Genomic DNA, 17516 nt, shown 5'->3' with positions numbered 1-17516 from the left:
AATGCGGGGTGTGGGGCCTTCTCGGCGCGCCCGCCCCGCGAGACGCCCCCTCACCCCGACCCTCTCCCCGCAAGCGGGGAGAGGGAGGAGCGACGTGCGAGCCTTACGGCCGGTCCATCTTGCAGGTGGTCGGCAGCATGGTCTGGGCGGTGTCGATCTTGGCGACCTGCTTCCAGCCCCAGCCGGTCTTTTCTTCGTCGAACTGACCCGCAGGGATATCGCCGAACGACGAGATGTAGATCGGCTGGAAGAACTGGTGATCGTCCTTGCGCATCACGCCTTCGCCGCCGTTGAACACTTCGAACTTCATGTCCTCCAGCGCCTGGGCGACCTTGACGGCGTCGAGCGACTTGGCCTTTTCGGCCGCGGCGGCGAACATCCGCATCTCGTTTACGGCGCGCGGATACCACAGGCTCAGGTTGACCTTTTCACGGAAGGTCTTTTCGAAATCCTGCGACTGCTTGTGTTCGACGTTGGCGAAGCCTTCGGTGATCTGGAACACCTGGTGATTGAGGCCAGTCTGCTTGATCGCAGTCGGGCCACCGGCACCGCCGGCATAGTAGGTGTACCAGCTGACCTTGAGGCCGGCGTCAGCGGCGGCCTTCAGCAGCAGCGCGATGTCCTGGCCCCAGTTGCCGGTCACCACCGTGTCGGCGCCCGATGCCTTGATCTTGGCGACGTAGGGGGCGAAGTCCGAGATCTTCAGCAGCGGATGCAATTCGTCGCCGACGATCTGGACGTCCGGACGCTTCTTGGCCAGCATCGCGCGAGCCTGAGTACGAACCGACTGGCCGAACGAATAGTCCTGATTGATCAGGTAGACCTTCTTAACGGCCGGCGTGTCCTTCATGTAGTTGGTCAGCGCCTCCATCTTGATGTCGGAGTTCGCATCCCAGCGGAAGTGCCAGAAGCTGCACTTCTCGTTGGTGAGGACCGGATCGACCGCGGCATAGTTGAAGTACAGCACTTCCTTGCCGGGATTGCGCTCGTTGTACTTGGTCAGGAAGTCCGACAGCGCGCCGGCGACCGAGGAGCCGTTGCCCTGGGTGACGTAGCGAACGCCGGCGTCGATCGCCTTTTGCGCCTGAATTAGGCTCTCCTGCGGATTGGTCTTGTTGTCGAGCGGGACGATCTCGACCTTCTTGCCGAGAATGCCGCCCTTGGCATTGAGCTCGTCGGCGAGATACTGGAAGGTCTTGAGTCCGCCTTCACCAACGCTGGCACCGCCACCGGACAGCGGATCGATGTATCCGATCTTCACGGTTTCCTGGGCGATTGCCGCCGAGGTAAACATCGGCGCCGCGATCGCTACGGCTGCGAGAAAACGCTTCATCTGGTTCCTCCCTGAGACCCGTCCGGGTTTTTGATATTGTCCGGGTGTTAGCGCAGATCACGGAGACGTTTCAACCCGGGCTTTGCAGTTCTTCAGAAAACATCCTTACTTTCGTGCGCGCGATCCGTCCGAATGCCGGACGCCACATGCGTCGGTGTTGCCCGCAGCGTAGGCAAGTCTCATCGCGAAGCCGCGCGCGGCGGGCGCACGCTGAGCGCCGTGCTCATCGCGCTGATCAGTGGCTTCATGAAGAAAGCGCCGTCCGGCGGGGTGATTGTGGCTGTCAGTCCGTGCTGCTTGAGTTCGTCGGACACAACCGGTCCGACCGAAGCTATCTCGGTTGTCAGGAGCGCTTGACGCAGCCGGTCTTCGCAGCCGCGCGCTTTCGCCACATCCAGCAGCCGGCGGAATTGGTTCGAGCTGGTCAGCGCGATAGCATCGACGCGACCTTGCGCCATCTCGTCGATCGCCGCCACCACGTTGTCCTCTGCCGCGCGGGGATCATAGGCATAAGGCAGCACCGTATCGACGCCGGCCCCCTGCGCGACGATCGCGCCGATCAGCGCGGCGTGATCCTTGTCGGGGTAGAGCTGCAGGCCGACCCGGCGATTCTCCATATTGTAACGCGATAAGGTGCTGATGATCCCCTCCGAAGTCGGCTCCTCGGTGGTGACGGTCGCATCCAGCCCAAGCTCGCGCAGCGCGCGGCCGGGCTTCGGGCCGCGGGCGAACCGCCGCGTTTTGCCGACGGCTTCGACGAAGGCGACGTCGCGGCCCTGGCTGCGCGCCAGCTTGGCGAGCCGGCGCAGGCCTTCGCCGGTGGTCAGCACCAGATCGTCGAACGGCTCGCGGATCAGCCGGTCGATCCAAGCCGCGACCGGGGCGGAGTCGGGGGCATCGACGATTGCCACCATCGGACATTGCAGCACGACGGCGCCCTGGTCGGCGAGCAGCCGCGAAAACTGCGCCTCCTCGCGGGTCTCGAGGATCAGGATACGATACCCGTCGAGCCGCCCAGCCATTCCAGATTCCCGTCCATCGCCAACGCTTTGGTCATCTTGCGCCTTTGATCGGGATTGGCGCAAGGGCGGAGGCGGTGCTAGAGCAGGGGCCTCCGCTCGTCCGGCGCGCCTGCGCTGCTACCAAGAACGCCATGCCCCATCGTCAATATGTGCTGACCCTGTCCTGTCCCGATCGCGCCGGTATCGTCGCGGCGGTCACCACCTTCCTGTTCGAGAACGGCCAGAATATTCTCGACGCGCAGCAATACAACGACACCGAAAGCGGACACTTCTTCATGCGGGTGGTGTTCAACGCCTCCGACAAGGTCGTGCCGCTTGCCGACCTGCGCACCGGCTTCGGCCCGATCGCGGTGAAGTTCACGATGGGCTGGCACATGCGCGACCGCGAGACCCGGCGCCGGGTGATGCTGCTGGTTTCGCAATCCGACCACTGTCTCGCCGACATCCTGTATCGCTGGCGGATCGGCGAACTGCCGATGATCCCGACCGCGATCGTCTCAAATCATCCGCGCGAGACCTTCAGCGGCTTCGATTTCGGTGAGATCCCGTTCTACCACATGCCGGTGAGCAAGGAGACGCGGCGCCAGCAGGAGGCGGCGATCACCGCGCTGATCGCGCAGACCAAGACCGATCTGGTGGTGCTGGCGCGCTACATGCAGATTCTGTCGGACGAGATGTCCCAGCGCCTCGCCGGCCGCTGCATCAACATCCACCATTCGTTCCTGCCGGGCTTCAAGGGTGCGCGGCCCTATCACCAGGCATTCGACCGCGGCGTAAAGCTCATCGGGGCCACGGCGCATTACGTCACCAGCGCACTCGACGAGGGGCCGATCATCGATCAGGACGTCGAGCGCATCAGCCACCGCGATACGCCGGCCGATCTTGTGCGCAAGGGCCGCGACATCGAGCGCCGCGTACTGGCCCGCGCCATGCACTATCACCTCGACGACCGAGTCATCCTCAACGGCCGCAAGACGGTGGTGTTCAACTGATCCAACGGAGTTACGCCACGCATCGAGGCGTCATCCTTGCGAGCGTGTCCGAGGGTGCGGCTTATGAAGTATGCACCTTCGTCTCAACGCGTCATGGCCGGGCTTGTCCCGGCCATCCACGCCTTTGCTGATCGTTGGCGCCGTAAGGCGTGGATGCCCGGCACAAGGCCGGGCATGACGGGCGGAAACGAAAAGGCCTGATTTTAAAGGGCGCGTTTCGGGTCCGATACACAGGACGGCGCGCTTGTGCGCGTAGAAGTCACGTAGAAGTCACTAAGTCGCCACTCGGCGCTTACTTCGCCGGCAGCGCCGCGGCGAGGTCGCGAGCGACGGTGGCGGGCAGTGTCAGCCCCGACAGCTTCCAACCGGTCCCGGCGAAATGCAGCCGCACTTCGCTGACGTCCTCGGTCCCGGCGGTGCCGTCGACACGAAAGCCGAACTCCATCGGTTCGATGAAGCGGAACCGTTGCAGCATTGCCAGCACGTCGCCGGTCTCGAGATCGGCGAGGCGCGGCAGGCCGGTGAGCTGCGGGATGTCTGGTACGCCCTGGAGTTTCCCGCTTTTCAAGAATTCGGTGAGATGCTCCGGCGTCAGCATTTTGCTGATCATCGCCTGGGCGACGCCGCTGCCGGCCGCGCGGATCAGCATCCGCTCACTGGAGCCGACTTGGCGCGTCTGACCGATGCGAGTGAGATAAGCCGCGACCACCTGGTCGGCGATGGACTGAGTCAATGACGGTATATCGGTGCGCGCAATGACAGCTGCACCGTCCCCGGCCCGCACTGCATTGGCGAGAGCTCCCAACGACCACAGGGCCGAACCCAGATAGGCTGCGGCTAAAATCGCGAGCACGATGACACTGCCGATCAATCGGCGCATTAGCTTCTCCGAGCACCTCGTCGGATGAATCCGAGAGCCAGGACCAACTCGTGCCCGGCCGTTTCGCTCCAACCTCGGTGAAGCAACCCGACAAGGCGCCTCATTGCGCCGGCGGGGACGACTGCCCGGCGGTCTGGCCTTCCAGCTTCTCGCGTTCGGCGGCGGGCATGCTGCGCAGGCGCTCCTGTTCGCGGATATAGGCGTCGTACTTTGCCGTCCCTGGACGTGGTGGGGCATTGGCGGGCAGACCGCCCGCCCACTGCGGGACGTAGTCGCCCATTCCGGATGCCAGCTTTTCGTTCACGGTGCCGCAGCCGGCCAGGCCGGAAAGCAGGAGCGAAAGGGTGGCCGCGACCGTTAGACGCAACGAACTAGCTGGCATTGTGATCTCGATATCTCGTCAACATTCGCCGTAGCAGGGCACTGCGGCGGCGACCATGATGCGGGGCAAGAAAGCGATACGGCTGACCCGTGCAGTCCGATCTTCCTGCTATCCGAATATGGCATACCTGTTATCGCACCATCATCCCGGTTTCCATGGCAATGATGTGGCCAATCCGCCGTCTTGGGATCGCGCAACTGGCGCCTTGGCTGTCGCATCAGGGGCCGGGGCCAATCAGCGGCGTCGCCTTCTATCGGACGCCTCTTCCGACGGCGTGCTACGGCGATGAGCGTTGCCCCAAGACACAGCGGCGGCACCTCGGCTAAGATGGAATCGGGGTAAAAACCTCGGACGCAAAGCGTAGGGACAAGAGGAAACACTCATGCTGATTGGCAGACGAACACTGCTGCAGGCCGCCTGCATCGCGATCGCGGCGGCCACACCGATCGTGGCGCAGGCCGAGGACGTCTTCAAGATCGGGCTGATCGTGCCGATGACCGGCGGCCAGGCGTCGACCGGAAAGCAGATCGACAATGCGGTCAAGCTGTACATGAAGAAGCACGGTGCCACCGTCGCCGGCAAGAAGATCGAAGTCATCCTGAAAGACGATGCCGCGATCCCGGACAATACCAAGCGGATGGCGCAGGAACTGATCGTCAACGACAAGGTGAACGTGATCGCCGGCTTCGGGATCACCCCGGCGGCGCTCGCCGCGGCGCCGCTCGCGACCCAGGCCAAAGTGCCGGAGATCGTGATGGCGGCCGGTACCTCGATCATCACCGAGCGCTCGCCCTATATCGTCCGCACCTCGTTCACGCTGCCGCAATCCTCGAGCATCATCGGCGACTGGGCCGCCAAGAACGGCATCAAGAAGGTCGCGACGCTGACCTCGGACTACGCGCCCGGTAACGACGCGCTCGCCTCGTTCAAGGAGAATTTCACCGCAGGCGGCGGCCAGATCGTTGAAGAGATCAAGGTGCCGCTCGCCAATCCGGATTTTGCTCCTTTCCTGCAGCGCATGAAAGACGCCAAGCCTGACGCGATGTTCGTGTTCGTGCCGGCCGGGCAGGGCGGCAACTTCATGAAGCAGTTCGCCGAGCGCGGCCTCGACAAGAGCGGCATCAAGGTGATCGGCCCCGGCGACGTGATGGACGACGATCTCCTGAACAGCATGGGCGACGCCGCGCTCGGCGTGGTCACCGCCCACATGTATTCGGCCGCGCATCCCTCGGCGATGAACAAGGAGTTTGTTGCCGACTACAAGAAGGAGTTCGGCCAGCGTCCGGGCTTCATGGCGGTCGGCGGCTATGACGGCATTCATCTGATCTACGAGGCGCTGAAGAAGACCGCCGGCAAGACCGACGGAGACTCGCTGATTGCGGCGATGAAGGGAATGAAGTGGGAGAGCCCGCGCGGCCCGATTTCGATCGATCCCGAGACCCGCGACATCGTCCAGGACATCTACATCCGCAAGGTCGAGAAGGTCGACGGCGAACTCTACAACGTCGAATTCGCCAAGTTCGACGCCGTGAAGGACCCCGGCAAGACGAAGAAGTAAGCGACGACGCGCCCCGGCCTTGACGTTCGTCATTCCGGGGCGCGCGAAGCGCGAGCCCGGAATCCATAACCACCCACAGGGGGTATGGATTTCGGGCCTGCGCCCCGAAGAGGGGGCGCATCCCGGAATGACGAACGCTGATGATTGAAGCTCGATGACCCTGCTCACCATCCTGTTCGACGGCGTCGCTTACGGCATGTTGCTGTTCGTGCTGGCGTGCGGGTTGGCGGTGACGCTGGGGCTGATGAACTTCGTCAACCTCGCGCACGGCGCCTTCGCGATGGCCGGCGGCTATGTCTGTGCCGTGCTGGTCAACAAGATGGGTTGGCCGTTCTTCGCGGCGCTGCCGATCGCGTTTCTCGCCAGCGCGCTGATCGGCGCGCTGTTCGAGCGGCTGCTGTACCGCCATCTCTACGACCGCTCGCATCTCGATCAGGTGCTGTTCAGCGTCGGGCTCGTCTTCATGTCGGTGGCGGCGGTCGATTTCATCATGGGCTCGTCGCGCGTGTTCATCACGCTGCCGGAGGTGCTGCAGGGCCAGATCGACCTGTTCGGCGTCGGCATCGGCCGCTACCGGCTGATGATCATCGTGATCTGCGGCCTGCTCACCGTCGCGCTGCAATTGACGCTGGCGAAGACGCGGTTCGGCAGCCGGCTGCGCGCCGCGGTCGACGATCCGCGTGTTGCCTCCGGTCTCGGCATCAACGTGCCGCAGGTGTTCGCGCTGACCTTTGCGTTCGGCTGCGGGCTTGCCGGCTTCGGCGGCGCGCTCAGCGCCGAGATCCTCGGGCTCGATCCGTATTTCCCACTGAAGTTCATGATCTACTTTCTGATCGTCGTCACGGTCGGCGGCTCGTCCTCGATCACCGGCCCGTTCCTGGCCTCGCTGCTGCTCGGCATCGGCGACGTCGCCGGCAAATACTATCTGCCGAAGATGGGCCCGTTCATGATCTACACCATCATGATCGTGATCCTGATCTGGCGCCCCAACGGCCTTTTCGGCCGCACCGCCGCGCGGTGACGCCATGACTGCGTCCGCAGACAATGTCGGTTTCCACGCCCGCCGCAGCGCGCGCTGGCGCGCCGCCGAATTGGTGTTCTGGTTGGCGCTGATCGCCGTCGGCTTCCTGTTTCCGTCGCGCTATCTGATCATGACCGACATCGTGCGCATCGGCCTGTTCGCGCTGTCGCTTGACCTGATCCTCGGCTATGCGGGCATCGTCTCGCTCGGCCACGCCGCATTCTTCGGCGTCGGCGCCTATGCGGCGGGGCTGATGGCGCTGCACGGGATCGTGCCCGAGCCGGTACTGGCGCTGCTGGTTGCTGGGCTGGCCGCCGGCGTGCTCGGTTTCGCCACCAGCTTTTTGGTGATCCGCGGCGTCGACCTCACCCGGCTGATGGTGACGCTCGGTATTGCGCTGCTGATGGAGGCGCTCGCCGAACGCTTTTCCAACATCACCGGCGGCACCGACGGCCTGCAGGGCATCGTGATGCAGCCGATCCTCGGATTGTTCGAGTTCGACATCTTCGGCAAGGTCGGGTTCTGGTACAGCGTCGCGGTGCTGTTCGTGATGTTCCTGCTGGCGCGGCGCATCGTGCATTCGCCGTTTGGTCTCAGCCTGCGCGCGATCCGTAACAACCCGCTGCGGGCCGCGGCGGTCGGCATTCCGGTCAACCGCCGGCTGGTCGCGATCTACACGCTCGGCGCGTTCTACGCCGGCATCGCCGGCGCGCTGTTCACCCAGACCACGCAGCTGGCCTCGCTCGACGTGTTCTCGTTCGAGCGCTCGGCCGATCTCGTATTGGTGCTGGTTCTCGGCGGCACCGGCTATCTCTATGGTGGACTGATCGGCGCGGTGATCTTCAAGATCCTGCAGGAAATCTTCTCGACCATCACGCCGCAATACTGGCTGTTCTGGATCGGCCTGGTGCTGGTGACCATCGTACTGATCGGCCGCGAGCGGCTGGAGCGCTGGGTGCTGTATCTGCCGCGCCAGGTGATGAAGCTGCTGCGTGGCTCAAAGCCGGCCGGCGGGGGTGCCGCATGAGCTACGCGCTGCAGACCATCGGGCTCGACAAGCATTTCGGCGGCCTCCACGTCACCCGCAATTTGTCTCTCAACATTGCGCCCGGCGCACGCCACGCGCTGATCGGCCCGAACGGCGCCGGCAAGACGACGGTGATCAACCTGCTCACCGGCGTGCTGAAGCCGAATGGCGGCCGCATTCTGCTCGAAGGCCAGGATATCACCGCGCTGCCGGTGCACAGCCGCGTGCTGCGCGGGCTGTCGCGCACCTTCCAGATCAATCAGCTCTATGCGGATCTGACGCCGCTTGAGACCATCGGCCTCGCGGTGTCGGAGCGGTCCGGCCATGGCGGCGACTGGTGGCGGCGGATGGGTACCCGCGCCGACATCAACGACGAGATCGCCGAGACGTTGTCGCGCTTCCATCTGCTCGATGTGATGAACGAGCCGACTGGCCGCTTGCCCTATGGCAAGCAGCGCCTCTTGGAGATCGCCGTGGCGATCGCCACCAAGCCGCGCGTGCTGCTGCTCGACGAACCTGCCGCCGGCGTACCGGAGAGCGAGCGCCACGATATCCTCGCCGCCGTCGCCAATCTGCCGCGCGACGTCACCGTGCTGCTGATCGAGCACGACATGGACCTGGTATTCTCGTTCGCCGACCGCATCTCCGTGCTGGTCTCCGGTGCGCTTCTGACCGAAGGTCGGCCCGACGAGGTCGCACGCGATCCGCAGGTCAAGGCGGTGTATCTCGGCGAGGACGCCGATGTCTGAGCTGCTGACGATCGAGAAATTGCGCGCCGGCTATGGCGAGGCCGTCGTGATCCCCGGCATGTCGTTGCGGCTCGCGGATGGCGAGGTGCTGGCGCTGCTCGGCCGCAATGGCACCGGCAAGACCACGCTGATCAATTCGCTGGTCGGCGTCACCCGGCGCTTCTCCGGCCGGATCGCTCTCGGCGGCGTCGATATCACCGCGCTGCGGCCGGACCAGCGGGCGCGCGCCGGGATCGGCTGGGTGCCGCAGGAGCGCAATATCTTCAAGTCGCTCACCGTCGAGGAGAACCTCACCGCGGTGGCGCGGCCCGGGCCGTGGACGGTGGGGCGCATTTACGAGATGTTCCCACGGCTCGAAGAGCGACGCAGCAATTTCGGCAATCAGCTGTCAGGCGGCGAACAGCAGATGCTGGCGATCGGCCGCGCACTGACGCTCAATCCGAAGCTGCTGCTGCTCGACGAGCCGACCGAGGGCCTCGCGCCGATCATCGTCGACGAGCTTCTCAAAGCGATCGGCGCGATTACGCGCTCCGGCGGCATCTGCTCGATCATCGTCGAGCAGAATGCGCGAAAAATCCTCGGGCTCGCGGACCGCGTTGTGATATTGGAGCGCGGAACGATCGTTCACGAAGCGCCCAGCGCTGCGCTGAAGGACGATCCGGCGACACTCGAACGCTATCTCGGCGTCTCCGGCGCCGCTGCCACCAAGAGCTGATCCTGCCTGGGAGTGAGACGATGCAGAGAACCAAAGCCCCCTTCCGCGCCGACGAAGTCGGCAGCCTGCTCCGCCCGCAAAGCATCAAGGAAGCGCGCGCCAAGCTGGAGAAGGGCGAAATCACCGCGGCCGATCTGAAGAAGATCGAGGACAGCGAGATTGAGAAGGTCGTCCACAAGCAGGCCGCGATCGGCCTCAAGCTCGCCACCGACGGCGAGTTCCGCCGCTCGTGGTGGCATTTCGATTTCCTCAGCCATCTCGACGGCTGCGAACTCTATCACCCTGACACCGGCATCCAGTTCGCCGGCGTGCAGACCCGCAACGATTCGATCCGCGTCATCGGCAAGGTCGATTTCTCCGACACCCACCCGATGCTCGATCATTTCCGCTTTCTCAAGAAGCACGCCGACATCGCCCATGTCACCGCCAAGATGACCATCCCGTCGCCGGCGGTGCTGCACTTCCGCGGCGGCCGCAAGGCGATCTCCAAGGAGGTCTACCCGGATCTCGACGTGTTCTTCGAGGATCTGGCCAAGGCCTATCGCAAGGCCGTCAAGGCGTTCTACGACGCCGGCTGCCGCTATCTGCAGTTCGACGACACCGTATGGGCGTATCTGTGCTCGCCGGACGAACTCGAGAAGGCCCGTGCCCGCGGCGATGATCCGGACAATCTGCAGCAGATCTACGCCCGCGTGATCAACTACGCGATCGCCGACCGGCCCGCCGACATGGTGATCACTACGCATGTCTGCCGCGGCAATTTCCGCTCGACCTGGATCTCCTCGGGCGGCTACGAGCCGGTGGCCGAAACGTTGCTCGCCGGCATCAACTACGACGGCTACTTCCTCGAATACGATTCCGAGCGCGCAGGCGGCTTCGAGCCGCTGCGCTTCTTGCCGAAGGGCAACAAGGTCGTGGTGGTCGGCGTCATCACCTCGAAATTCGGCGAACTCGAGAAGAAGGAAGACATCAAGCGCCGTCTCGAAGAAGCCGCCAAGTTCGCCCCGCTGGAGCAACTCGCGGTGTCGCCGCAATGCGGCTTCGCCTCGACCGAGGAAGGCAACATCCTCAGCGAGCAGGAGCAGTGGGACAAGCTGCGCCTCGCGGTGGAAGTCGCGCAGGAAGTCTGGGGTAAGTAAGCCTCGCCATCAATCGGCCGGCGTAGCAGCGCCGGCCATTGTTGTCGGCTTGTTTGAACTGAGTACTTCTCCGGTGCCGTCATGGCCGGGCTTGTCCCGGCCATCCACGCCTTTTCTGCATGTCTGACAGCAAGGCGTGGATGCCCGGCACGAGGCCGGGCATGACGCGTGGTGAGGCTGCGACTTCAGCCGCGTCCCACCCCGTGATACGCGAAGCCGTGTTCGGCCATCTCTTCCGGCCGGTACACGTTGCGCAGGTCGACGATCACCGGCTGCTTCATCGTGCCCTTGAGCTTCGGCAGATCGAGCGCACGGAATTGCACCCACTCGGTGACGATCACGAGCACATCGGCGCCCTGCGCGCAATCATAGGCATCTTCGCAATAGGTGATATCGGGAAGCTCAGCCTTGGCCTGTGCCATACCCACCGGGTCGAAGGCGCGTACGGTTGCGCCCATGTCGATCAGGCCGGTGATCAGCGGAATCGACGGCGCATCGCGCATGTCGTCGGTGTCCGGTTTGAAGGTCAGGCCGAGCACCGCGACCGTCTTGCCGCGCAGATTGCCACCGAGCGCGTGCGAGACTTTGCGAGCCATGGCGCGCTTGCGGTTGTCATTGACGGACAGCACAGCTTCGACGATGCGAAGCGGTACGTCGTGATCGTGTGCGGTCTGCACGATCGCGCGGGTGTCCTTGGGGAAACATGAGCCGCCGAAACCCGGACCTGCGTGCAGAAACTTCGAACCGATGCGGTTGTCCATGCCGATGCCGCGGGCGACGTCCTGGACGTCGGCGCCGACTTTCTCCGAAAGATCCGCCATCTCGTTGATGAAGGTGATCTTGGTCGCGAGGAAGGCGTTCGCGGCGTATTTGATCAGTTCGGCGGTGCGCCGCGCCGTGTACATCAGCGGGCCCTGATTGAGCGACAGCGGCCGATAGATCTCGCCGAGCACCTTGCGGGCACGTTCGTCCGAAGTGCCGATGACAATTCGATCGGGAAATTTGAAGTCGCGGATAGCCGCGCCCTCGCGCAGGAATTCCGGGTTCGAGGCGACGGCCGCGTCGGCGCCGGGATTGGTCTCGCGGATCAGCCGCTCGACTTCGTCGCCGGTACCAACCGGTACGGTCGACTTGGTCACCACGACGGTAAACTCCTTCAATGCCGCGGCGATCTCGCGCGCCGCCGCATAGACGTAGCTGAGGTCGGCATGGCCGTCGCCACGACGCGACGGCGTTCCCACCGCGATGAACACGGCGTCCGCGTCGCCGACGGGGGCTGTCAGATCGGTCGTGAAATCGAGACGCCCGGCCTTGACGTTGGTGGCGACCAATTCGTCCAATCCAGGCTCGTAAATGGGAATCTGGCCGCGATGCAAGGCGGCGATTTTATTAGAATCCTTATCGACGCAGGTAACGTGATGGCCGAAATCGGCAAAGCAGGCCCCCGACACCAGGCCGACATAGCCCGTCCCAATCATTGCAATTCGCATGGTACGCTCATTCCCACTCGGCCCCCAAGTACGGCCCTGGCGACCTCTTAGCAGAAATACCGGCGTTGCAAAATGACAGCTCGCCACCCTCACTGTGCAGCAGGGCGTGCACATGCACATAAAACGGTCAGAAACAGCGCAAGCGTAGCAGATCGTCCAAGTTGAGGCCGAAGGCGTAGACTCGCCAAGCGGGGAAGGTGGCGAGTGTACTCAGTGCGGCAAAGCCGACATAGATAAGCACCGATGGAATGCGGCGCGCGTGAGGCCTACTGCGGTCGGGAGACGAGATCGGCACTGCCTGGTCCTGCATGACTGCGGGCCATCAGCCAGCCGCCGACGAGCATCGCGGCGCCCCAGGCGAGAACGCCGATGTCCCAATAAATGCGCTGTGCTTCCGGCACGGTTTCGTTGACGCGGTGAATGCCGAGGATCTGGTGATCGATCACGCCTTCAACGACGTTGAACAAGCCCCAGCCGATCAGCAACAGGCCGACGAAGCGCACGCTCGACCAGCGCAACCGCGCACGTTGCGAGGCGCGCCAAGCGACGAACAGGCCGCCGACGAGGAAGAGATAGGTCAGGCTGTGGAAGATGCCGTCCCAGGTCGTGTTCAGCGCGAGGTTGTCGAGCGTGTTAACCGGATACCAGCCGCTCAGCATGTGGTGCCATTGCAGCAGTTGATGCAGCACAATGCCGTCGAAGAAGCCGCCGAGCCCGAGGCCGAACAGCACGCCGGCCGACGCCGGAAACGGGTAGGTGTCCGCAACCATCCCGGCCCGCTTCATGGATCGCCCCGTTTCGTATTGGCTGCACAAACGAACATCGGACGAGCGCCTGATCATCGGTCCTGCTGATAACCCTTATTGGTGGTGTTCTGCTTGATGTTACCCTGGCGGCCTTGGCTGTCGAAATTCTCGCGGCCTGGCACCGTGTCTTTGGCCTCAACCTGCGGGTCCGATCCTGGGCCCTTGTCGCTGCGCTGCTCCGGCGGAATAGGCGGAAGTTTCGACATGATGGCCTCCTGCGTGAGTGTCGTCGCTCGCTCGGCTCGCTCCACTGCTCAATGATGCGCAGAGCTTGACGTTCCTATGCGTGAGGAGCGCGGAACCCGAGCCGGTTGCGGCGATTGATCCTCGACGCGCAGCGCCGCGCCTCCGGCGGGCGAGGAATCCTGCGCGCATCATTCCGAGGTTCCGATGTGTCGTTGGATTGCCTATCGGGGAGAGGCCACTCTCTTCGAGAACTATGTCACCGAGCCGGTGCATTCGCTGATCACGCAAAGTCTGCGGGCCCGCGAATCGGCTGGGCCCACCAATGGCGACGGCTTCGGACTCGGCTGGTATGGCGTGCATCCCGAGCCAGGGCTGTATCGCGAGACGCGGCCGGCCTGGTCGGACGAGAATTTGCGCTATCTCTGCCGGCACCTGCAATCGCATATGTTCTTTGCACATGTGCGCGCGGCCACCGGCACGCCGGTGACCCGTCAGAATTGTCATCCGTTCGCCTGCGGACGTTGGATGTTCATGCACAACGGCTTTGTCGGCAGTTGGAGCAGGCTGCGGCGTCGTATCGAGGCGATGATACCAGATGCCTTGTATCCGTCGCGTAACGGCAATACGGATTCGGAGGCGCTGTTCCTGGCCATCATGGGGGCTGGGATCGACGAGGATCCAATTGCCGCGACGCGCGACGTGATGACAAGGCTCCGCGCGCTGCTCAACGAGAGTGGCCTGCGCGAGCGCATGCGGTTCACCGCGGCCCTTGCCAATGGTCACGAACTCTATGCTTTTCGCTTCGCAGAAAACGACACGGCGAACTCGTTGTACTATAGGCAGGCCGGCGATCGCTTGATCGTCGCTTCAGAGCCGTATGACGGCGAACCGACCTGGACAGAGGTTCCCAACAATCACGTCTTGTTGTCGCGCTCTGCACATCAAGTTGAACTGCTGGCCTTCATGCCGGATGAACCCGAGATGAAATCGGAACATCGGGCTGCTCAAAAGGTTATCGCGCGCGCCTGAAAAAGTAGCAAAGCGAGGCCTTTGGAGATGTGTGGTATCTGCGGAGAAATCCGCACCCGAGGTGAGGTTCGGTTTCCGGAATTCTGGACGATGACGCGGTCGATGCAATCGCGCGGTCCGGATGCGGAAGGCGTGTTCGCGCACGGCTTGGAGCACGGCTCGATGGCATTCGGCCATCGTCGTCTCGCCATTCTGGATCAGTCGTCGACCTCGCAACAGCCGATGATCGACAACGAACTCGGTCTCGGCATCGTCTTCAACGGCTGCATCTATAATTTCCGCGACTTGAGGGCGGAGCTGGAGGGCAAGGGCTATCGGTTCTTCTCCGAAGGCGACACCGAAGTCATCATCAAGGCGTACCATGCCTGGGGTGTGGAGTGCGTGCGGCGGTTCAAGGGCATGTTTGCCTTCGCGCTGTGGGAGCGCGACAGCGGCCGCGTGGTGCTAGTCCGCGATCGCCTCGGCATCAAGCCGCTGTACTACACCGAGGGCGACGGCTTCTTCCGTTTCGCGTCCAGCCTGCCGGCGCTGCTCGCCGTGGGCGGCGTCGATCGCACGCTCGATCCGGTCGCGCTGCAGCATTTCTTCAGCTTCCACGCTGCCGTGCCGGCGCCGCGCACCATCCTCAAGGGCGTCAGGAAGCTGGAACCCGCGACCATCTTGACCATCGAGCCGGACGGCACGCGCAAGACCGAACGCTATTGGCAGTTCACGGTCGGCGAGCGCTCCGGCGACCGCCAGCTCAGCGAGCAGGAATGGGCCGAGGCCGTCAATGACGCGATGCTGGCAGCGGTCGATCGGCGCCGCGTTGCCGACGTGCCGGTCGGCGTGCTGCTGTCGGGCGGCCTCGATTCGTCGCTGATCGTTGCGCTGCTGGCCAAGCTGGGGCACGGCAGCGTTCGCACCTTTTCGATCGGGTTCGACAGCGTCGGCGGCCAGAGCGGCGATGAGTTCTACTACTCGGACATCGTTGCCAGACATTTCGGCACCGAGCACGAACAGATCCGCATCGACGGCAGCGAGGCGCTCGGCGTGTTGCCGGACGCGATCCGCGCGATGTCGGAGCCGATGGTCAGCCACGATTCGGTCGCGTTCTACCTGCTGTCGCGCGAAGTCGCCAAGCGCGTCCGCGTGGTGCAGAGCGGGCAGGGCGCCGACGAGATTTTCGGCGGCTATAGTTGGTATCCGTCGTTCCTGACGACGAACGACGCCACCCAGCAGTATCGCGATTCCTACTTCGACTGGCAGCAGGACGATCTGCGCAGATTGCTGGCGGAGGATGTCGAAGACGATCACAGTACGGCCTTCGTCGAATCGTTCTTCGCCCGAACCGGCGCGACATCCGCCGTCGACAAGGCGCTGCAAATCGACGCGGAAATCATGATGGTCGACGATCCGGTCAAGCGTGTCGACAACATGACGATGGCGCACGGCCTGGAAGCGCGAGTGCCGTTCCTCGATCACGAGGTCGTCGAGCTCGCCGCGCGCATGCCGTCGCGGCTCAAGGTCGCCGACGGCGGCAAATACATCGTCAAGCAGGCGGCGCGGTCGTTGCTGCCGGCGGAGGTGATCGACCGACCCAAGGGTTACTTCCCGGTACCGTCTTTGCGGCATCTCCGCGGAGAATTTCTCGATTATGTCCGGGATGTGCTGAATTCCCCCGCAGCGCGCGAACGCGGGCTGTACCGGCGTGAATTCGTCGATCACATGCTGGACAATCCCGAGGCGGAGAAGAGCCCGAAAGGTCATTCCCGGCTGTGGCAGGCGGCTCTGCTTGAAGCATGGTTGCAAGAACATGCAATTTGATCCGAAGATCATCGAGCGGCTGCGGCTTCATCTGAGCGGCGATCACCGCCATCTCGTCATCCGTTCGGCGGCGGGGGTCGACACGGTCTCGGCCGGCTACTCGTTCGGCATCGAGGAGGAGTACTTCCTCGCCGACGCGGCAACCGGCGAGGCCGCTGTACTGACGCCCAACGAACTGTTCGAGGCGGCGAACTGGTCGACTGGTGGACAGGTGATGCGCGAAATGCTGCAGGCGCAGATCGAGGTCGCCACCAACGTCCATGTCGACCCGAAGGATGCGCGCGAAGAACTGCGCTTCCTGCGCCGCGAGGTCGCCGCCGTCGCCGCGCAATACGGCCTTGCCATCATGGCCTGCAGCACGCACCCGACCGCCTCGTGGCGGGCGTCGCAGCCGAGTCCGAAGCCGCGCTATTTCGAGATGCTCGAGGATCTGCAGATCATCGGACACCGCAACATGTTGTGCGGCATGCACGTGCACGTGCAGACCCCCGAGCCCGACAAGCGGTTCGCCGTGATGTGCGCGATGATCCCGCATCTGCCGCTGTTCCTGGCGCTGTCGACCTCGTCGCCGTTCTGGAATTCGGAAGATACCGGCCTGCGCGGCTACCGGCTCGCCGCCTACAGCGAGCTGCCGCGCACCGGCCTGCCGGAGCTGTTCGAAGACCAGCGCGGCTACGAGGACTACATCAACGCGTTGGTCAAATCCGGCGTGATGCCCGACGAGACCCATGTCTGGTGGGCGATCCGTCCGTCCTTTCGGCATCCAACCCTTGAGCTGCGCGCGCCCGACGTGTGCACGCGGCTCGACGATGCGGTGTCGATCGCCTGCCTGTATCGGGCTTTGGTGCGGCATATCGGTGAAATGCCGGAAACGCCGAAGGTCGATGCCGTCGAGCGGGCGATCGCGGTGGAGAATAAATGGCGGGCGCAGCGCTACGGGACTGGCTGCAGCTTTGCCTCACGTGACGGTGCGATCCCGCTCGCCGAAGCGCTCGACCGGACGATCGAGCTGGTCCGCGAGGACGCCGCCGTGCTCGGTTGCGAGGAGGAGGTTGCGGCCTGTCGCAACATCCTGCGACGCGGCAGTTCCGCCGATGCGCAGCTCCGCGTTTTCGAACAGAGCGGCGGCGACCTCCGCGCCGTGACCCGCTGGATCGCCGAGGAGACCATTGCCGAAGTCGGCCCCTCGACAGCGCCGACGGCGCGGAATGCAGTCAGTTGAGGCGGGATGATCTGCCAGTTGGCTTGATGGGCAAGATTGGGCATCCGTCACCGCGAGCGCAGCGAAGCGATCCACAAGCGTCGAGCATGGCGCTGGATTGCTTCGCTGCACTGGCAATGACGGGTAAGAGGTCGTTTTTGTAATGAGTCGGCGGCGAGA

General features: G+C 63.8%; 17 protein-coding genes. 10 read left to right on the top strand and 7 right to left on the bottom strand.

Annotation, left to right across the window (positions count from 1 at the left end):
• Positions 1-103: 103 nt before the first annotated feature.
• Together D4Q52_RS10125 and D4Q52_RS10120 are read right to left on the bottom strand one after the other, a co-directional pair.
• Positions 104-1333 carry a branched-chain amino acid ABC transporter substrate-binding protein gene (locus tag D4Q52_RS10125; RefSeq protein ID WP_119856423.1) on the bottom strand — a complete coding sequence of 410 codons (1230 nt, stop codon included), beginning with the start codon at positions 1331-1333 and terminating at the stop codon, positions 104-106.
• Positions 1334-1512: 179 nt separating this feature from the next.
• Complete coding sequence (locus D4Q52_RS10120; RefSeq protein WP_119856422.1) at positions 1513-2355, bottom strand: uroporphyrinogen-III synthase; 843 nt, start codon at positions 2353-2355, stop codon at positions 1513-1515.
• Positions 2356-2486: 131 nt separating this feature from the next.
• Here D4Q52_RS10120 and purU point away from each other — a divergent pair, with 131 nt between their 5' ends.
• Positions 2487-3347, top strand: coding sequence for a formyltetrahydrofolate deformylase (purU, locus tag D4Q52_RS10115; protein ID WP_119856421.1), 861 nt, complete (start codon positions 2487-2489; stop codon positions 3345-3347).
• A gap of 292 nt (positions 3348-3639) precedes the next feature.
• On the opposite strand, the gene D4Q52_RS10110 is transcribed toward purU, so the two are convergent.
• Positions 3640-4227 (bottom strand): DUF2939 domain-containing protein, encoded by a 588-nt coding sequence (locus D4Q52_RS10110; protein ID WP_119856420.1) that lies wholly within the window; start codon positions 4225-4227, stop codon positions 3640-3642.
• Positions 4228-4327: 100 nt separating this feature from the next.
• Entirely contained in the window at positions 4328-4609 is a 282-nt protein-coding gene (locus D4Q52_RS10105) for a hypothetical protein (RefSeq protein WP_119856419.1), read from the bottom strand.
• Positions 4610-4991: 382 nt separating this feature from the next.
• Between D4Q52_RS10105 and D4Q52_RS10100 the strand changes: the two genes are divergently transcribed.
• The 6 genes from D4Q52_RS10100 (at position 4992) to D4Q52_RS10075 (ending at position 10818) form a co-directional block, all read left to right on the top strand.
• The gene (locus tag D4Q52_RS10100) at positions 4992-6167 is read left to right on the top strand and encodes an ABC transporter substrate-binding protein (protein ID WP_119856418.1); all 1176 of its coding nucleotides are present in this window, start codon (positions 4992-4994) and stop codon (positions 6165-6167) included.
• Positions 6168-6321: 154 nt separating this feature from the next.
• The gene (locus tag D4Q52_RS10095; RefSeq protein WP_119856417.1) at positions 6322-7188 is read left to right on the top strand and encodes a branched-chain amino acid ABC transporter permease; all 867 of its coding nucleotides are present in this window, start codon (positions 6322-6324) and stop codon (positions 7186-7188) included.
• Between the two features lie 4 nt (positions 7189-7192).
• The gene (locus D4Q52_RS10090; protein ID WP_119856416.1) at positions 7193-8215 is read left to right on the top strand and encodes a branched-chain amino acid ABC transporter permease; all 1023 of its coding nucleotides are present in this window, start codon (positions 7193-7195) and stop codon (positions 8213-8215) included.
• On the top strand, positions 8212-8964 hold the full coding sequence (locus D4Q52_RS10085; protein ID WP_119856415.1) for an ABC transporter ATP-binding protein: 753 nt from the start codon (positions 8212-8214) through the stop codon (positions 8962-8964). The genes D4Q52_RS10090 and D4Q52_RS10085 overlap by 4 nt, the downstream gene beginning before the upstream one ends.
• A complete protein-coding gene (locus D4Q52_RS10080; RefSeq protein ID WP_119856414.1) occupies positions 8957-9679 on the top strand; it encodes an ABC transporter ATP-binding protein in 723 nt (240 codons plus the stop codon). Before D4Q52_RS10085 ends, D4Q52_RS10080 begins: the two co-directional genes overlap by 8 nt.
• A gap of 20 nt (positions 9680-9699) precedes the next feature.
• Positions 9700-10818, top strand: a complete 1119-nt coding sequence (locus D4Q52_RS10075; protein WP_119856413.1) for a cobalamin-independent methionine synthase II family protein — start codon at positions 9700-9702, stop codon at positions 10816-10818.
• 185 nt (positions 10819-11003) lie between these two features.
• Here D4Q52_RS10075 and D4Q52_RS10070 read toward each other — a convergent pair whose 3' ends face one another.
• The 3 genes from D4Q52_RS10070 to D4Q52_RS26465 all read right to left on the bottom strand — a co-directional run bounded on the left by D4Q52_RS10070 (position 11004) and on the right by D4Q52_RS26465 (position 13320).
• Positions 11004-12308 carry a UDP-glucose dehydrogenase family protein gene (locus D4Q52_RS10070; protein WP_119856412.1) on the bottom strand — a complete coding sequence of 435 codons (1305 nt, stop codon included), beginning with the start codon at positions 12306-12308 and terminating at the stop codon, positions 11004-11006.
• Between the two features lie 266 nt (positions 12309-12574).
• Complete coding sequence (locus D4Q52_RS10060; RefSeq protein ID WP_119856410.1) at positions 12575-13093, bottom strand: DUF2243 domain-containing protein; 519 nt, start codon at positions 13091-13093, stop codon at positions 12575-12577.
• A gap of 53 nt (positions 13094-13146) precedes the next feature.
• A complete protein-coding gene (locus tag D4Q52_RS26465; RefSeq protein ID WP_182915279.1) occupies positions 13147-13320 on the bottom strand; it encodes a hypothetical protein in 174 nt (57 codons plus the stop codon).
• A 184-nt stretch (positions 13321-13504) separates the two neighbouring features.
• Here D4Q52_RS26465 and D4Q52_RS10050 point away from each other — a divergent pair, with 184 nt between their 5' ends.
• Genes D4Q52_RS10050 through D4Q52_RS10040 form a run of 3 tightly spaced genes read left to right on the top strand, consistent with a single transcriptional unit; the run spans position 13505 to position 17357 of the window.
• Positions 13505-14329: a class II glutamine amidotransferase gene (locus D4Q52_RS10050; RefSeq protein ID WP_119856408.1), complete on the top strand. Its 825-nt coding sequence runs from the start codon at positions 13505-13507 to the stop codon at positions 14327-14329.
• A gap of 27 nt (positions 14330-14356) precedes the next feature.
• Positions 14357-16135 (top strand): N-acetylglutaminylglutamine amidotransferase, encoded by a 1779-nt coding sequence (locus D4Q52_RS10045; protein ID WP_119856407.1) that lies wholly within the window; start codon positions 14357-14359, stop codon positions 16133-16135.
• Positions 16125-17357, top strand: a complete 1233-nt coding sequence (locus tag D4Q52_RS10040) for a carboxylate-amine ligase (RefSeq protein ID WP_119856406.1) — start codon at positions 16125-16127, stop codon at positions 17355-17357. The genes D4Q52_RS10045 and D4Q52_RS10040 overlap by 11 nt, the downstream gene beginning before the upstream one ends.
• The last annotated feature ends 159 nt before the right edge of the window (positions 17358-17516 follow it).

Source organism: Rhodopseudomonas palustris (genome assembly GCF_003591005.1).
Taxonomy (GTDB): Bacteria; Pseudomonadota; Alphaproteobacteria; order Rhizobiales; family Xanthobacteraceae; genus Rhodopseudomonas; species Rhodopseudomonas palustris_K.
The sequence above is the reverse complement of the archived record's forward strand: the minus strand, read 5'-3'. Positions and strand labels throughout refer to the sequence as shown.

Coding starts and splice junctions, on each gene's coding strand:
- D4Q52_RS26465 (WP_182915279.1), bottom strand. CDS start 13,320: ATGTCGAAACTTCCGCCTATTCCGCCGGAGCAGCGCAGCGACAAGGGC.
- purU (WP_119856421.1), top strand. CDS start 2,487: ATGCCCCATCGTCAATATGTGCTGACCCTGTCCTGTCCCGATCGCGCC.
- D4Q52_RS10125 (WP_119856423.1), bottom strand. CDS start 1,333: ATGAAGCGTTTTCTCGCAGCCGTAGCGATCGCGGCGCCGATGTTTACC.
- D4Q52_RS10060 (WP_119856410.1), bottom strand. CDS start 13,093: ATGAAGCGGGCCGGGATGGTTGCGGACACCTACCCGTTTCCGGCGTCG.
- D4Q52_RS10085 (WP_119856415.1), top strand. CDS start 8,212: ATGAGCTACGCGCTGCAGACCATCGGGCTCGACAAGCATTTCGGCGGC.
- D4Q52_RS10045 (WP_119856407.1), top strand. CDS start 14,357: ATGTGTGGTATCTGCGGAGAAATCCGCACCCGAGGTGAGGTTCGGTTT.
- D4Q52_RS10090 (WP_119856416.1), top strand. CDS start 7,193: ATGACTGCGTCCGCAGACAATGTCGGTTTCCACGCCCGCCGCAGCGCG.
- D4Q52_RS10050 (WP_119856408.1), top strand. CDS start 13,505: ATGTGTCGTTGGATTGCCTATCGGGGAGAGGCCACTCTCTTCGAGAAC.
- D4Q52_RS10040 (WP_119856406.1), top strand. CDS start 16,125: ATGCAATTTGATCCGAAGATCATCGAGCGGCTGCGGCTTCATCTGAGC.
- D4Q52_RS10075 (WP_119856413.1), top strand. CDS start 9,700: ATGCAGAGAACCAAAGCCCCCTTCCGCGCCGACGAAGTCGGCAGCCTG.
- D4Q52_RS10110 (WP_119856420.1), bottom strand. CDS start 4,227: ATGCGCCGATTGATCGGCAGTGTCATCGTGCTCGCGATTTTAGCCGCA.
- D4Q52_RS10100 (WP_119856418.1), top strand. CDS start 4,992: ATGCTGATTGGCAGACGAACACTGCTGCAGGCCGCCTGCATCGCGATC.
- D4Q52_RS10070 (WP_119856412.1), bottom strand. CDS start 12,308: ATGCGAATTGCAATGATTGGGACGGGCTATGTCGGCCTGGTGTCGGGG.
- D4Q52_RS10080 (WP_119856414.1), top strand. CDS start 8,957: ATGTCTGAGCTGCTGACGATCGAGAAATTGCGCGCCGGCTATGGCGAG.
- D4Q52_RS10095 (WP_119856417.1), top strand. CDS start 6,322: ATGACCCTGCTCACCATCCTGTTCGACGGCGTCGCTTACGGCATGTTG.
- D4Q52_RS10105 (WP_119856419.1), bottom strand. CDS start 4,609: ATGCCAGCTAGTTCGTTGCGTCTAACGGTCGCGGCCACCCTTTCGCTC.
- D4Q52_RS10120 (WP_119856422.1), bottom strand. CDS start 2,355: ATGGCTGGGCGGCTCGACGGGTATCGTATCCTGATCCTCGAGACCCGC.